The sequence below is a fragment of the Desulfoscipio gibsoniae DSM 7213 genome, assembly GCF_000233715.2.
Taxonomy (GTDB): Bacteria; Bacillota; Desulfotomaculia; order Desulfotomaculales; family Desulfallaceae; genus Sporotomaculum; species Sporotomaculum gibsoniae.
Genome location: NC_021184.1, coordinates 1,387,874 through 1,403,210, shown reverse-complemented (window position 1 = coordinate 1,403,210; position 15,337 = coordinate 1,387,874). Strand labels below are relative to the sequence as shown.

The 15,337-nt window shown below is 47.3% G+C and carries 12 protein-coding genes, 5 tRNA genes, 1 pseudogene and 1 riboswitch; all 18 genes and pseudogenes read right to left on the bottom strand.

What is annotated here, in order from left to right; translation table 11 throughout:
* Positions 1-177: 177 nt before the first annotated feature.
* The 18 genes and pseudogenes from DESGI_RS06535 to glyS all read right to left on the bottom strand — a co-directional run bounded on the left by DESGI_RS06535 (position 178) and on the right by glyS (position 15,336).
* Positions 178-253 (bottom strand) — tRNA-Val (locus DESGI_RS06535).
* A gap of 53 nt (positions 254-306) precedes the next feature.
* Positions 307-382: transfer RNA gene (locus DESGI_RS06530), tRNA-Val, on the bottom strand.
* Between the two features lies 1 nt (position 383).
* Positions 384-459: transfer RNA gene (locus tag DESGI_RS06525), tRNA-Glu, on the bottom strand.
* Positions 460-484: 25 nt separating this feature from the next.
* Positions 485-559: transfer RNA gene (locus DESGI_RS06520), tRNA-Ile, on the bottom strand.
* Positions 560-567: 8 nt separating this feature from the next.
* Positions 568-642, bottom strand: a tRNA-Asn gene (locus tag DESGI_RS06515).
* Positions 643-709: 67 nt separating this feature from the next.
* On the bottom strand, positions 710-1,828 hold the full coding sequence (rpoD, locus tag DESGI_RS06510; RefSeq protein ID WP_006522670.1) for an RNA polymerase sigma factor RpoD: 1,119 nt from the start codon (positions 1,826-1,828) through the stop codon (positions 710-712).
* Positions 1,825-3,630, bottom strand: a complete 1,806-nt coding sequence (dnaG, locus tag DESGI_RS06505) for a DNA primase (protein ID WP_041284802.1) — start codon at positions 3,628-3,630, stop codon at positions 1,825-1,827. The genes rpoD and dnaG overlap by 4 nt, the downstream gene beginning before the upstream one ends.
* 54 nt (positions 3,631-3,684) lie before the next feature.
* Entirely contained in the window at positions 3,685-4,764 is a 1,080-nt protein-coding gene (locus tag DESGI_RS06500) for a deoxyguanosinetriphosphate triphosphohydrolase (RefSeq protein ID WP_006522668.1), read from the bottom strand.
* Between the two features lie 195 nt (positions 4,765-4,959).
* On the bottom strand, positions 4,960-5,574 hold the full coding sequence (locus DESGI_RS06495) for a flavodoxin family protein (RefSeq protein WP_006522667.1): 615 nt from the start codon (positions 5,572-5,574) through the stop codon (positions 4,960-4,962).
* A gap of 224 nt (positions 5,575-5,798) precedes the next feature.
* The gene (thpR, locus tag DESGI_RS06490; RefSeq protein WP_006522666.1) at positions 5,799-6,374 is read right to left on the bottom strand and encodes an RNA 2',3'-cyclic phosphodiesterase; all 576 of its coding nucleotides are present in this window, start codon (positions 6,372-6,374) and stop codon (positions 5,799-5,801) included.
* A gap of 414 nt (positions 6,375-6,788) precedes the next feature.
* Complete coding sequence (locus tag DESGI_RS06485; protein WP_006522665.1) at positions 6,789-7,232, bottom strand: hypothetical protein; 444 nt, start codon at positions 7,230-7,232, stop codon at positions 6,789-6,791.
* Positions 7,219-7,434, bottom strand: coding sequence for a helix-turn-helix transcriptional regulator (locus DESGI_RS06480; protein WP_006522664.1), 216 nt, complete (start codon positions 7,432-7,434; stop codon positions 7,219-7,221). The genes DESGI_RS06485 and DESGI_RS06480 overlap by 14 nt, the downstream gene beginning before the upstream one ends.
* Positions 7,435-7,775: 341 nt before the next feature.
* On the bottom strand, positions 7,776-8,096 hold the full coding sequence (gene sugE, locus DESGI_RS06470) for a quaternary ammonium compound efflux SMR transporter SugE (RefSeq protein WP_015617933.1): 321 nt from the start codon (positions 8,094-8,096) through the stop codon (positions 7,776-7,778).
* 35 nt (positions 8,097-8,131) lie between these two features.
* Positions 8,132-8,618, bottom strand: a pseudogene (locus DESGI_RS06465) (pyridoxamine 5'-phosphate oxidase family protein).
* 65 nt (positions 8,619-8,683) lie between these two features.
* Positions 8,684-8,786: riboswitch (guanidine-I (ykkC/yxkD leader) on the bottom strand.
* Positions 8,787-8,962: 176 nt separating this feature from the next.
* Complete coding sequence (gene ppdK, locus DESGI_RS06460; RefSeq protein WP_006522660.1) at positions 8,963-11,620, bottom strand: pyruvate, phosphate dikinase; 2,658 nt, start codon at positions 11,618-11,620, stop codon at positions 8,963-8,965.
* Positions 11,610-12,503: a pyruvate, water dikinase regulatory protein gene (locus DESGI_RS06455; protein ID WP_006522659.1), complete on the bottom strand. Its 894-nt coding sequence runs from the start codon at positions 12,501-12,503 to the stop codon at positions 11,610-11,612. Before DESGI_RS06455 ends, ppdK begins: the two co-directional genes overlap by 11 nt.
* Positions 12,460-13,101, bottom strand: a complete 642-nt coding sequence (gene ccpN / locus DESGI_RS06450) for a transcriptional regulator CcpN (RefSeq protein WP_006522658.1) — start codon at positions 13,099-13,101, stop codon at positions 12,460-12,462. Before ccpN ends, DESGI_RS06455 begins: the two co-directional genes overlap by 44 nt.
* Before the next feature lie 141 nt (positions 13,102-13,242).
* Entirely contained in the window at positions 13,243-15,336 is a 2,094-nt protein-coding gene (glyS, locus tag DESGI_RS06445) for a glycine--tRNA ligase subunit beta (protein WP_006522657.1), read from the bottom strand.
* Position 15,337 lies beyond the last annotated feature (1 nt).

Here is a 15,337-nt window from a genome sequence, read left to right as displayed (position 1 = left end):
CCGGTACTATTTAGTATATCCAAACACGCAGCCAGTACTTGTGACCATGTTAATATCCCGCTGGGCAAAGGGTTGCCAACAATTGGAACCCACCTCCTTATCAAGAATTACCAACAGAGCCAATGGTTAGAATAAAAAAAGTTAGCACCGAAGATTGACTTCGGTGCTAGCTTTTTTTGGTGGGAGCAAACGGGCTTGAATCGCTGACATCCTGCTTGTAAGGCAGGCGCTCTCCCAGCTGAGCTATGCTCCCATTTAGTTGTTCAGACTTGACGCCGGAGTTGTACTCCGGCGCCGTTCACTGATTGGTGGGCGATGACGGGCTTGAACCGCCGACATCCTGCTTGTAAGGCAGGCGCTCTCCCAGCTGAGCTAATCGCCCTTGGTGACCCCACCGGGATTCGAACCCGGGTTACCGCCGTGAAAGGGCGGTGTCTTAGGCCTCTTGACCATGGGGCCTACTTTATTACTAACTGCTAATCACTGGTGGGCCCACTAGGATTCGAACCTAGAACCAGCCGGTTATGAGCCGGATGCTCTACCGTTGAGCTATGGGCCCAGAGGGATTGGCTCCCCGAGCTGGATTCGAACCAGCAACCCTCCGGTTAACAGCCGGATGCTCTACCGTTGAGCTATCGAGGAACGCTACAGCAGTTATTATACAATAAACACACCCCTCGGTCAATAGAATTTATCAAGCAATTTTTAACTAATCCAGGTAATCTTTAAGTTTTTTACTGCGGCTGGGATGGCGTAGCTTTCTTAGTGTCTTAGCTTCAATTTGTCTAATCCGCTCCCGGGTTACGCCAAATTTCTGGCCCACTTCCTCAAGGGTCCGTGCCCGGCCGTCATCCAGTCCAAAGCGCAGGCGCAACACTTTTTGTTCCCGGTCAGTAAGCGTGGTCAGCACATCATCTAGCTGTTCTCGAAGCAATGTAAAAGAAGCTTCTTCGGCTGGAGCCCGGGCATCATGGTCTTCAATGAAATCACCCAGGTGGGAATCTTCCTCTTCACCAATGGGAGTTTCCAGCGAAACAGGCTCCTGGGCAATTTTAAGTATTTCCCGCACCTTTTCCTCGGAAATACCCATTTCTTTGGCAATTTCCTCAGGCAACGGCTCACGACCCAGCTCCTGCAGCAACTGTCTGCTCACCCTGATTAGTTTATTAATGGTTTCCACCATATGCACCGGAATACGAATAGTCCGGGCCTGATCGGCTATAGCCCTGGTAATGGCCTGCCTGATCCACCAGGTGGCATAGGTGCTAAATTTATATCCCTTACGGTAATCAAACTTTTCCACAGCCTTAATCAGGCCCAAATTACCTTCCTGGATTAAATCCAAAAATAGCATGCCCCGGCCTACATACCGTTTGGCAATACTGACCACCAAACGCAGGTTGGCTTCGGCAAGCAAGCGCTTGGCTTCTTCGTCGCCCTCCTCCATCCGCTTGGCCAGTTCCACTTCCCTTTCCGGCGTCAGCAGGGGCACCCGGCCAATTTCTTTTAAATACATGCGCACGGGATCATCTATACCAACGCCCTCGGGGACGGTTAAATCCACTTCTACATCATCACTGGAGTCGTTATCTTCTTCTTCCAAGGGAGAAGCGTTGACGGTCTCAATATCCTGAACATCGGGAACCACTTCGATACCCATGGCTGACAACTTCTCGTATACATCATCAATTTGCTCGGGGGTGAGCTCTATGCCCTGTAAACTGTCCATAACCTCGTGGTAAGTCACGGCTCCCCTTTTTTTGCCCTTTTCGATTAATTCCTTAACGTTTTTGACAATTCGTTTTTCCTTGGAATCATCCCTGCTCATTGCAACATTTCCCCTCCCTTCAGGGTTTGATCAGTAAATCCTATTTCCTGTAATATGCGTATAATTTCATTATAATCCCCGGCTTTTTCCGCACCGGCCAGCGCATCCTGCAATTGCCGGCGGTGTTCCAACAACTGTCGTTTTTTAATGGCATTTATATAACCCTTTACAATCAGCTCCGGGTTTTCGCCGGGAACCGGTTCAATTAACATAGCGCTCAACTTTTTCTGATACTCCTCGTCCAGGTGATCAAGTACAACAGATGATGTATGCGCATATGATCGATTATAAGCATCTATTATTTTTGCATAAACCTCACGACAAAAATCATCTTGAAAAAAATTGCCCGGTAGTGCACCGGCAACCAAATCTATAACTTTATTATCTTCCAGTATAAATCTTATTAATCCATATTCGGCTTTTTTACCAAAATCATTGGCAATTCTTTTATTATTAATATTATGCTTAATTTTAGCAATTTTATCCGGTTTTGTTGTTTTTTTTCGGTTACTGTTGGAAAATTTTTGGAGCTGCTCTGCTACCACATGGTAGCTAGTAAATAACCTGGCAGCAACCAGCCGGATAGCTTCATTTTTTTCCAACTCACCGGGCATAGCTGCCAGGGCGGGCAATACTTCTTCCAGTACAGCATCCCTGGCCAAAGGCCCATTATTATATTTAGCCAGGGCCCTTTGAATTTTGAACTCAACCAGCGGTGTGGCGTTTTCCACCTGCCGCTTCCATTGGTCAAGTCCCCGGGCCCGCAAAAATTCATCCGGATCCTTACCTTCGGGTAAGGAAAGCACCCTAACCCGGCAGCCCAACTCCTGTAATATGTCAAGTCCCCGCACTGCTGCCGCCACTCCCGCAGCGTCAGCATCGTAGGCAATAATCACTTCCCTGGTGTAGTTCATCAATAAACGCCCGTGTTCCTTGGTCAAACTGGTACCCAGTGAGGCTACTGTATTGGCCATACCGTACTGGTGAGCCGCTATGGTATCCATATAACCCTCGGTAATAACGACGTACCTCATCTCTCTAATGGCTTGCCTAGCCCTGTCAAGACCATATAATATTTTACCTTTACTGAAAAAATCTGTTTCCGCAGTGTTTAAGTACTTGGGCAATCCATCGCCCAACACACGCCCGCCAAAACCAACCACCCGACCCCGGGCATCTGCTATGGGAAACATCAAGCGTGACCGGAACCGGTCATATACTCCGCGATCGCCGCTAACCACCAGCCCTACCTTGAGCAAATCGGACACGCCAATACCTTTGCTTTGCATGAATTTCATCAGTGTGTCCCATGAAGCGGGCGCATAACCAAGCCCAAAATCCTTGATGATATTCGCATTTATGCCCCTGCCATGTATATATTCCCTAGCCGCAGCGGCCTCGGAATGCTGAAGCAGTATAGATTGAAAGAAATCTTTGGCCAGATTGTTTATTTTCCATGCTTTTTCCTCCCGGCGCAAACGCTCCCGCACCTGGGGGCTGTATCCATCAGGAACCGCTATCCCTACCTTTTCACCGAGCATTTTAACCGCCTCGGGAAAGGATAAATTGTGCTGAAGCATAATAAATTTAAATACATTGCCACCAGCATGACAACCAAAACAATAAAAAATTTGTTTATCGGGCGTAACTGTAAATGAAGGATCGGATTCCTGGTGAAAAGGGCAGTGTCCCATATAGTTGCGGCCTTTTTTTTGCAACGTTACGTAATCTGAAATAATTTGCACAATATCTGCCCTTAATCGAATATTCTCCACTATTTCCTCAGGAATAAAACCTCCCACCGGTATCACCTTCCAACCCGAACCACATACGCAAACATATTGGTCGTTTAACATTTATTCGCTGTCACTATAAATTATCCTTCCGAGTTCGACATTTTTTTGTTTACCGTAAGCCGTGCACAATGAAGTTATTTTGGGGATAGCAAAAGAGCGAGGGATAAAAAGCTGCTTAAATTGGGCGATGGCATAACGGTCAGTCATACCTGCAATATAGTCGCATACCGCCCGCTCCACGCCGACAACTTGGGATCTGGCACGGTGCTCCTCAGGCAGGCATTGGGGGTTTTTGACCCAGTGGGTAAATAGATATTGTAACACATGCCGAGCCTTTCCCTCTTCCCCTTTGGCCTCGGAGTCGATATAGACATGGTCAAATAGAAATTGCCTTAGTTTATCCGTGGCTTCATGCACTGTACTGCTCATACTGATCAACGGCTTATCCCGGCTGCTTATAATTAAATCCGTCACCATTGTATTAATACGTGTGCGGTGCTCTCTTCCTAATATATCCAAACAAAATGTGGGCAAATCTTCTACCAGTAAAATACCGCCCCGGATGGCATCGTCAATATCATGGTTTATATAAGCCACCCGATCAGCTATTTTAACTACCTGGCCCTCCAGGGTGGAAGGGCGTACGGGACCGGTATGGTGTAAAATACCGTCACACACTTCCCAGGTCAGGTTAAGCCCCGTACCCTCCTCTAACTCTTCCACTACCCGCAGGCTTTGCCTGTTGTGCTTAAAACCACCCGGCATAATTTCGTTAAGAGCGTTTTCCCCGGCATGGCCAAAGGGAGTATGTCCCAAATCATGCCCCAGCGCTATGGCCTCGGTAAGGTCCTCGTTTAAACGCAATGCCCGGGCCACCGTACGGGCTATCTGGGCCACCTCCAGGGTATGGGTAAGTCTGGTGCGATAATGGTCGCCTTCAGGAATAATAAAAACCTGGGTTTTGTGTTTGAGGCGGCGAAACGCTTTAGAATGGATTATTCTATCCCGGTCCCGCTGGAACGCTGTTCGAATACGGCACGGTTCTTCAGAAAAGCGACGGCCAACTGAACGATGGCTGCGCGCTCCAAATGGAGATAAATAGTTATCTTCCATGGCCTCGGTGTGCTGACGAATTTCCACCCGCTCCCAACCCCTCGAACTGTTATTTTTTGGATTTTATCGCCTTTTAATTTACTCCAACTTAACTTAAAAGTCTAAGTAGTTTGCTTTGCGTCTACTAAACCAGTTGGAAGCAGCCCGAACACTCCGGTTAGGTAAATAATATACCCCCGGCAGCCTGTCGAAACGACCAGCGGGGGCAGGAGAACAATACTTTTACTTCCCCTGGGTCCGGTGGACACGCAGGCTGGCAGTAGCCTGTGCCACCTCCAGCACCCGCCGCGCCAAAATTCGGGTGCGCTTCAGCCCATCCTGGTCATCCTTGGCCATTCGCTGGGCGCAAGCACCCAGATGCCCGGAATCATTATCATTAAAGCCATCCCCCACCACGGTCATACCTTGACAAAGCATCATGTCCTGCAAGGCCCGCAGAGTAGATTCCTGACCGCCAAAACGGCCCGCGCCCACCGACAATGCACCTCCCACCACATTAAGCAGTGCTTTATCCTTGCGCAGGTAACGGGCTTTATCCCAAAAGGCTTTAATTTGGGCCGAAACAGTGCAGAAATATACCGGGCTGCCCATTATTATGCCGTCGCAGCGCCGTAACAAATCGTAAGCAGCCTCCAGCGCTGTGCCGCGGAAACATCTGCCCTCACAGGGATTAGAACAAACCACGCAATAAGGCACTTTAGCCTTGGCCAGTAAATCAGAAACTTGCATAAAATGCCCCTCACCACCCGCAGTCGTTATTTCATCTAAAGCGGTCCGCAGCATCAGGGCAGTATTGCCTTCTGCATTAGGGCTGCCATTTATAGCAATAATAAGCATAGGAATCCCCTCTTTCCATAAATGAGCTAATCTGGTGTAAAAACACGTATTTACATACACCCTACCTAGTGTAATAGCCAAAATGAGAAGGTTTTTTGCTAATAATTTATAAAACTTATGCAAATAGCTAAGATTTATGCCAAAAGACACCTGGTTTAATCGATAGCACGCCGGCAAGCGTTACCGGTTATATTAAAGGTTTTATACAGACGACCTGATCAGGTTTATATTTTTACCGAAACCAGCACCTGGTACACCGGTCCATTGCGGGTAAGCCTGCTCTTCATCAAATCTATACCGGATACTGTTAGACTGCCAATAACGCCCAGCTGGCTGGCAAGCTTGTCTGCCTTACCTGCCAACATTTCACCGCCCTGGGGTGTGCGCAACCGGCCCAGGGTCAAATGTGGTGCAAAGCCTTGACTGTTTGAATCCCAACCCAGTCCGGCCATACACTCTTCCACCCGCCGGTGCAGCAGGCGAAGCTTATGCACTTCTCCCTGCACCCCCACCCAGATAACCCTGGGGCGGCGCGGCCCCGGAAAAAAACCTATCCCGCTCAATTCCAGTTTAAAACTACCTAAACCGCCGGCTGCTTCATTAACAGCTCTGGTAATTTCGCTAACCCGGCTGTCGTCTACATCACCTAAGAATTTGACAGTCAAATGGAGGTTGTGCTGCTCAACCCATTTAATATTAACAGGGGCGGTTTTCAAACAGGATTGCAAATTTCCTAACTTCCTTTTTAAATCCACCGGTAAATTTATGGCCCAAAAAAGACGTGACTGCAGCACCCGCATCACCTGCCTGTCCAACATAGCAGCTTGTTTACTGTAAACAGCCTGTACAATTAAACTTACAGCAGCCAGTACTTTTTATAAATTAGAAGCTTTTTTTCTTGTTCATCTGAGATTAATTGTACTTCTATACTTTTTACCAATTTCCTTTTTAGTTAATAAATATTTAACATAATAATGACGCTAAATAAAAGAGGGTCATCTGACCCTCTTTAAAGTAAGATAAACAGGCAAGCTAAAGCCGCTAAAATTAGCCGTTCTGAACTTTGGCCTGTGCCGTCGCTATCAAAATAGACCAATCGCTGTTTTTTACTATTATGGAACACTTCTTATAACATTTATACAAAACAAGTTATTTGTTGATGCGCAATACATACATGTTGTACGTTTCTATAGGTTCACTTATTTTTCATTTATTCAGTATTTCTTATTCAAATGGTTATACATTAAAATTCCTATAACGTATTGGAATACCAGAAATCCAGCTAAATATAACGTAATAAACTTGGAATTTTTTATTATATCAAGACTGCCCATTATAGAAAAGATTACAATAGACATAGATATTACTATCAACCCAATAATATACGCATATCTTCCAGATTTATCCCTCAATATGGTTTTCCTTTCATCATGTAATTCAATGTTCTCATTTTCAATTTTTTCTTGATATCTGTCTTTGTTTTCCGCTCTTGTCCAATAATAATATTTCCATAAGATAACTGCTCCACTGCAAATTCCTGCCCCTGTAAACCCAAATAATAGGCTTTCTAGTCTAGACTCGAAATTCAACGCAATAACCAGGCAAACAATTCCTATAAATAGGTATATCAGCCCTACATACAAATTACTTTTTTTCATTTTCCCCTCTCCCTTCATAAACAAAAATTTCCTCAATTGATTTTTTAAAGTAGTCTGAAATTGCGAAGGCTAATTCCAATGAGGGGTTATACTTCCCTGTTTCTATTGAGCTAATTGTTTGTCTTGAAACTTTAAGAGCCTTCGCCAAATCCTCTTGATTAAGTCCTATACGCTTTCTAAGCTCTTCAACTTTATTTTCCACTTAACCACCTCATTTCATGACAAGTTACCTTTACATCCATTATAGATGTTTCGCCGCCTCTTGTCAAGGTTGCTTTACATTTTTTCATAATAAGGGAAAAAGGGTAATGCCTCTTAAAGTTATTAAAAGACAATACCCATTTTGTATTTACTTTATTATTTGATTGACCCTTGTTGTATTTGAATTTATTTAGCTTCCTCTTTTTTAACCAAGTCATCGGAGAAGAATATTCCTTCTGTAATGTTTATAAAAGTTATTCCATTATCACCCTTGAGGCTGTACGCTCTTCCATTACTATATACCGTTTTTTCACATTATGGAACACTTTATGAATATCATTATCAATGAGCAGATACAAGTTTCAAGCCTATAATTCCTATAACTATAAATCCAATAAAGATAAGCCTTGTCATGTCAACAGGTTCTTTGAACAGAATTATTCCTAATATCACAGTCCCAACTGTGCCGATTCCTGTCCAGATTGCGTAAGCTGTTCCTAATGGAAGACTTTTTAATGCCAACGATAAAAAATAAAAACTCGCTATCATCCCCACTATAGTAAAGACACTCGGCATAAGTTTTGTGAAACCTTGCGAATATTTTAATCCTACAGCCCAGCACATTTCAAGAAGTCCTGCTATGACTAACAATAACCATTTCATATTCTTCACCACTTTATAAATAAAGGCTCTGGTAATTATCTTTTTACGTTGACGTATTCAATGGCTTCCTTGCCAGTTATATGCTCGACGTCAATTGCAATAATATAAGCTTGCGAACATCCGGTTATTTCCTTGCGTTTGGCTTCTTCAGGTTGGTCTCCTGAATACTTTTCAACTAAAGCCTCAAAAGCTTCCAGCCATTCATCACCTTCTACAATTCTTGCTTTACCAAAAGTAATAACGCTACGGAAATAAGTAGTATATTTTTCACTTACTATCGTATCTTCATCTATTACTGAAAAAGATACCTTTGGGTTCTTCTTAATAGCATCGATTTTATGTCCAGCTTTTGCTGAATGAAAATAGATTTTGTCATTGCAATAGACATAGCTAAGTGGAACTGCGTAAGGATAATCTTCATCACCCAAGCACGCCAGAAACACCATTTGTGCATCTGTCCATTACAGCTACGGTGTCTTCCATTGATAATAATTGCTTACCTCTTCTCATTTCTCTAAACATTAGTTATTTCCTCACTTTCATCGCATAATCATCAAGAATAAAAAAACCCGGAAGATATACATAATATCTCCCAGGCTTTTATCCTTCCGTGTACACAGATAAACTGTGCGTTTTATCTCGGTCCAGACCAGTTCTTTTCAAAACTGCGGAACCCTATAAAACTTAAAATATAAAATTTCCTATTGAAGCAAGTTCTTAATTCAGGGGGAGATTCAACTCCCCCTGAATTTTAGAACTGCAAAATGCATGACTTAGTTGGCGTTGTACTCCCACTTATAGAAGTGGGAGACTTACGCCAAGTTAGTCAGGTTAAATAGTACCATATGTCATTAACTATTTCAAGCTTACTTCGATTGGTCTTTATTGATTACAGCAGCCTGGGCCGCCGCCAAGCGGGCGATGGGCACCCTGAAAGGCGAGCAGCTCACGTAATTTAAGCCAATCAGGTGACAGAATTCAACGGATGAAGGCTCTCCGCCGTGTTCACCGCAGATACCGATCAACAAATCTGGTTTTACGCTACGGCCCAACTGCACCGCAGTTTGCATTAATTTGCCCACGCCGTTACGATCCAATACCACAAAGGGGTTTTCCTTCAATATTTTTTTCTCGATATAATCCTGCATAAACTTGCCCTCTGCATCATCCCGGGAGAAGCCCAAAGTAGTCTGGGTCAGATCATTGGTGCCAAAGGAGAAGAAATCAGCAGCGCCGGCCACTTCATCGGCCAGCAGAGCGGCCCGGGGTACTTCAATCATGGTACCCACAGTGTATTCAAACTCCACGCCCGTTTCCTTCATGACATCGGCCGCCACCTGCTCCACAGTATTACGCAGGAAGGACAGCTCGTTTACATCGATGACCAGCGGTATTTCAACTTCAGGGATTACTTTATACCCCTCCTGTACCAGCCGTACCACTGCCTGGAAGATGGCCCGGGCTTGCATGGCATAAACCGCCGGGAAAGTGATACCTAAACGGCAGCCCCGGTGTCCAAGCATGGGGTTAAATTCGGACAACGCCCGTACTTTTTTAAGCAACTCTTCCTTTTGCTTGATTTCACCGGCATCGCCTCCGGTCAGCCGCAGGGTCGTAATTTCGACCATCAACTCCTCGGCGTTGGGCAAGAACTCGTGTAAAGGCGGGTCCAGTAACCGTATAGTCACCGGTAAACTTTCCATAGCCTTCAAGATACCGTAGAAATCCTCCTCCTGCACCGGCAGCAATTTGGCAAGGGCTTTATCCCTTTCTTCGTCTGTGTCGGCCAGGATCATCTGCTGCACTATGGGCAGGCGGTCCTGTGCCATAAACATGTGTTCGGTACGGGTCAGACCAATGCCCTCGGCACCAAATTCCCTGGCTTTGGCAGCATCTCCGGGCGTATCGGCATTAGCCCGCACGCCCAGAGCCCTGATTTCATCAGCCCAGGTGAGCAGCTGCTGGAATTCGTCGCTGAGCTCAGGATCTATCATGGGCACCTCACCCAGCATAACCTGGCCAGTGGCACCATCTATAGAAACAATATCGCCTTTTTTAACAGTCAATCCGCTAACTAAAAACTCTTCATTTGTATAATCAATGCGCATGGCCTCACAGCCGCAGACACATGGCTTACCCATACCCCGGGCCACCACTGCGGCGTGGCTGGTCATGCCGCCCCGGGAAGTTAGGATACCCTGGGCCTGCACAATACCGTGAATATCGTCCGGTGTGGTTTCTGTACGCACTAAAATTACCTTTTGCCCTTCAAGGCCCAGTTTCTCAGCCTCATCGGCATCAAACACCACCTGGCCGCCGGCGGCGCCGGGAGATGCGGGGAGACCTTTGGCAATTACTTGTAAACTAGCATTGGGGTCAATGCGCCGGTGCAGTAGGTGGTCCAGATGGGCAGGTTCCACCCGCATGATGGCCTCTTCCTTGGTAATCAGACCCTCGTTTACCATATCCACTGCAACTTTAATGGCTGCCTGGGCGGTACGTTTGCCGTTACGGGTCTGCAACATCCACAATTTACCCCGTTCAATAGTGAATTCGATATCCTGCATGTTGCGGTAGTGTTTTTCCAACAGTGTGCATGTTTCCGCAAATTGCTTGTATACACCGGGCATTTCATCCTTTAAGGTAGCAATGGGCTGCGGGGTACGAATGCCGGCCACTACGTCCTCACCCTGGGCATTAATGAGATATTCACCATACAGCTCGTTTACGCCGGTGGACGGGTCGCGGGTAAAGGCTACGCCAGTGCCGCAGTCATTGCCCAAGTTGCCAAACACCATCACCTGCACGTTCACTGCAGTACCCAGGCTGTCCGGTATTTTATTTACCTTACGATAAACAATGGCCCGGTCATTATTCCAGGAATTAAACACCGCATAGATGGATTTAAACAACTGGTCCATGGGCTCCTGGGGAAAAGGACTGCCGGTTTCCCTTTCAATAAGCTTTTTATATTCTTCTACGACGACCTGCCATTGCTCGGCGGTTAACTGGTTATCGAATTGAACATTGGCCATGTCTTTTTGAGTTTCCAGGATGCGCTCAAATTTTTCATGTTCAATGCCCAGCACTACATCGCCAAACATATTTAAAAAGCGGCGGTAGCAGTCCATAGCAAACCGTTCATCCCCGGCGGCCCGAGCCAGCCCCTTGACTGTTTCGTCATTTAAGCCAAGATTTAATACAGTGTCCATCATGCCGGGCATGGAAATGGGCGCACCGGAGCGCACGCTGACCAGCAGGGGATTGTCGGGGTCACCAAAACTTTTGCCGGTTTTCTCCTCCAACGTTTTTATTTTATCGCGCACCTGCTCTTCCATGCCGGGTGGAAACTGCCTGTTCTCCACATAAAACTGGTTACAAGCATCGGTGGTAATGACGATTCCAGGAGGAACCGGTAACCCAATATTGGTCATTTCAGCTAAATTGGCACCTTTGCCGCCCAGCAGATCCTTCATATCCGCCCGGCCTTCTTCAAAAGTATAAACCCACTTACTAACTACCATGCCTTTCCCCCCTGTAGTATATTTCCAGCACCCGGCTGGCGGTTTCTTCAATAGCTTTATTGGTTACATCAATTATTGGGCAACCAATTTTTTTCATTGTCTTTTCTGCGTATTCCAATTCTTTTAGGATGCGCTCCATGCTGGCATAATCAGCATTGGAAGTAAGGCCCAGAGATTTTAACCGCTCCCGCCTGATCTCATTAAGCTGGTTGGGGCTGATTTTCAGGCCAATCACCTTGTGCCGGGCCAAACTGAAAATTTCCTCGGGCGGGGCTACTTCCGGTACCAGCGGCACATTGGCTGCTTTGATACGTCTATGGGCCAGGTACATACATAAAGGCGTTTTGGAAGCACGGCTCACCCCGATAACCACCAGATCCGCGCGCAGAATACCGCGGGGGTCTTTGCCATCGTCGTATTTAACGGCAAACTCAATGGCCTCCACTTTGCGAAAGTATTCACGGTCCATTTTGCGCACCAGCCCCGGTTCCAACTTGGGCTGGGAGCCTTCCAGCTTGGTTAAGGCATCCAGCATGGGACTCATGATATCCACCGTCAAAACTTGGTGTTTCTTTGCTTCTGCCACCAGAGTCTCCCTGAGCTCCGGCAGCACCAGCGTATAGGCAATCAAACTATTAAACTGACCGGCTTCCTCCACAATTTCCGGAATTTCCGATGCTTCGTTAACATAGGGTACCCGGCGAATCTCCACCTCTCGGCCGTTAAACTGGCTGGCCGCCGCCCTAGCCACCAACTCGGCCGTTTCACCAATGGAATCCGATATAATATAGATTACCGGTCTTGGTTGCTTATTCACCGCGGATATGGATACCGCCTCCTTAGTAACCACCTTCACCCAGTTCAACAAACAGTCTGGTGACATTGGTTTTACTGAATCGGCCAACAACTTCCAGATCTATCCGGCCGTCATTTCCTTTAACCTGTCGCACCACCGGCAAGGCATCCACCTCATGGGCTATTAACCTGCGAGCAGCTTCCCAGACCGATGCGTCTGATTCCACATAAACAACATTGGGCATTCTGGTCATGATTACCCCCACGGGCAAATTGTGAATATCCTGCCCGCCCAGGGTGGTCTTGAGTAAATCCTTGCGGGAAATTACGCCTTCCAGCAGGCCCCCCTCCCGAACAACAAACATGGTGCCCACATCTTCAATGAACATGGTAACTACGGCATCGTATACCGTACACTGTTCAGGAACCACCACGGGTACCGACTTGATATCGCTGATCAATGTTTGATGCAGCTTTTCGGCCATCTCCCGCCCGGGTTTTTTGCCGCTGTAAAAATAGCCTACCCTGGGACGGGCCTCCAGCAAGCCGGACATGGTTAAAATGGCCATATCCGGGCGCAGTGTGGCCCTGGTGAGGCCCAGCCGCTCGGCAATTTGTTCACCGGTAATGGGACCTTCTTTTTTAACTATCTCGAGAATAGTCTCCTGCCTTTTGCTAAGTTCCATATCATCGCCCCTTGCAGAGCAAATATGCCATACTATTAACCCTGGCTCCCTATAAATAATATATATTATATGCGCACTTAAAATTTCCTCTTGCTATTTAAAATATTTTTAATTTAAATTTACATCATATTTACACCTGTTTTATCTATTTGGTATTACCATTTTACTCAAGTCTGCCATACTGCCAATAAATGTGGCAATTTTTTTCAATAGGGCCAGGCGGTTTTCTCTGACCAGATCATTATCCACCATCACCATCACATCATTAAAGAAACGATCCACCGGTTTTTGCAGTTTAGCAATTAAAGACAACGCAGCGCCATAATCCCGGCTGTTAATTTGGGCCCAGGCGGATTCGGATACCGACTGAAATGCCTGGTAGAGCTCTTGCTCGGCCGCAGAATCAAAAAGTGCCGCATCAACCTTGTCATGGGCCGCCTTTTTAGCCAGGTTGTGCGCCCTGGTATAGGCAGTTAGCAAAGCGTCAAAGGCCGGGTCGGAACGGAATTTTTCCAGTGCCTGGCCCCGCTGCCAGGTCCCGGCCAGATCATCTATACCGGCAGCTAAAACGGCTTCCACCGTGTCATAGGACAGCCCCCGGTCGATAAATAAACCGCGCAGGCGCTGCTGGAAGAATTCCTCCAGCTCACCGGTAACCTGCTCCAGCGATAGTTTCATCTGCACCCGGCCGGCATACCCTCTATAGGCCTGCTCAACAATTTCCTTAATTGACAGCACCAGTTCGCCGTCTAAAATAATATTGCATATGCCTAGAGCTTGGCGCCTCAGGGCATAGGGATCCTGTGAACCCGTAGGCATAATGCCCACACCGAAGCAGCCTACTATTGTGTCCGCTTTATCGGCAATACTCAGTGCCCGACCTGGCAGAGTTGCGGGCAATTCATCGCCTGAAAAGCGGGGCAAGTAATGTTCATATACCGCCTGGGCCACCGTCGGCGGTTCACCCTGGCGCAAGGCGTATTCCCGGCCCATAATTCCCTGCAGTTCGGGGAACTCGTAAACCATATTGGTTAATAAATCTGCTTTAGCCAGGAAGGCTGCCCGGGTGGTATCCCCCTGCTCCTGCAGTCCCGCACCCATTCGAGCGGCCAGTAAGTCGGCCAGAGCGGTAATTCTCAACACTTTTTCATATATTGTGCCCAGACTTTCCTGAAACACTACTTTTTGCAGTCCCTCCACACGGTCCGCCAAATTGGTCTTGAGATCTTCTTGCCAGAAAAAGGCGGCATCGGAAAGACGGGCACGCAGCACTTTTTCGTTACCGGCCCGGATGATGTTGATACTTTCGGGATCATTGCCGCTGTTGCCCACGGCAATAAACCGGGGCAGCAAGCGCCCGTCCGCACCACGCACCGGGAAGTAGCGCTGGTGCTCCCGCATGGGAGTAATTATTACCTCCTCAGGCATTTGCAAATAATCTTTATCAAAACTACCGCACAGGGCCGTGGGATATTCCACTATATTAGTAACTTCATCTAACAGATCAGCATCAATTTCCGCCTGCCCGCCCTCACGGGCCGCAGCTTCATTGACCTGCCGGCGAATAATTTCCCGGCGCTCGGTCACATTAACAATTACATGAGCTCCACGCATCACTTCAAAGTAAGCGCCGGCATCAGTGACAGACATTTTGCCGCTGCTCAAAAAGCGATGGCCGTATATATAACGATCGGCCTGCAAACCGGCCATAGTAAAGGGCACCACATCTCCGCCGAAAAGACAAAGCAGCCAGCGGATGGGACGGGCAAATCGCATGTCCAGGTCACCCCAGCGCATGGGTTTGGGGAAATGTAGCCCCCCGATAAGCACCGGAGCCAATTCCTTCAGTACATCAGCGGCGGGTCGGCCTGCCTCTTGCTTGACGGCAAAAACATATTCCACCGGACCCACCGATTTGCGCACCAGTTCCTCCACCTTAACGCGGTTGCTTTTGGCAAAGCCCTGGGCGGCCCGGGTGGGTTCGCCCGCGGCATTGAAGGCCACCTTCACCGCCGGGCCCTTAACCTCTTGCAACAAAGATTGCTGGTTTTCCGCCACATCCCGAACGAAAACCGTAATTCGACGAGGGGTGCCACTGGTTACAATTTCCCCACAGTTAAGACGGTTATCCTGTAAAGCTTGCCCGGTGAGCTTTTGCAGCTGGGTAAGCGCCGGGTCCAAAAAACGGGCCGGCAATTCCTCTACACCAATTTCCAGTACAAAGTCCCTGTTCATA

Bases quoted from the DNA above. Each gene is read 5' to 3' on its own strand.
- thpR (WP_006522666.1), bottom strand. From the start codon at position 6,374: ATGCGGGTGCTGCAGTCACGTCTTTTTTGGGCCATAAATTTACCGGTG.
- sugE (WP_015617933.1), bottom strand. From the start codon at position 8,096: ATGAAATGGTTATTGTTAGTCATAGCAGGACTTCTTGAAATGTGCTGG.
- glyS (WP_006522657.1), bottom strand. From the start codon at position 15,336: ATGAACAGGGACTTTGTACTGGAAATTGGTGTAGAGGAATTGCCGGCC.
- DESGI_RS06495 (WP_006522667.1), bottom strand. From the start codon at position 5,574: ATGCTTATTATTGCTATAAATGGCAGCCCTAATGCAGAAGGCAATACT.
- DESGI_RS06485 (WP_006522665.1), bottom strand. From the start codon at position 7,232: ATGAAAAAAAGTAATTTGTATGTAGGGCTGATATACCTATTTATAGGA.
- ppdK (WP_006522660.1), bottom strand. From the start codon at position 11,620: ATGGTAGTTAGTAAGTGGGTTTATACTTTTGAAGAAGGCCGGGCGGAT.
- DESGI_RS06455 (WP_006522659.1), bottom strand. From the start codon at position 12,503: ATGTCACCAGACTGTTTGTTGAACTGGGTGAAGGTGGTTACTAAGGAG.
- rpoD (WP_006522670.1), bottom strand. From the start codon at position 1,828: ATGAGCAGGGATGATTCCAAGGAAAAACGAATTGTCAAAAACGTTAAG.
- ccpN (WP_006522658.1), bottom strand. From the start codon at position 13,101: ATGGAACTTAGCAAAAGGCAGGAGACTATTCTCGAGATAGTTAAAAAA.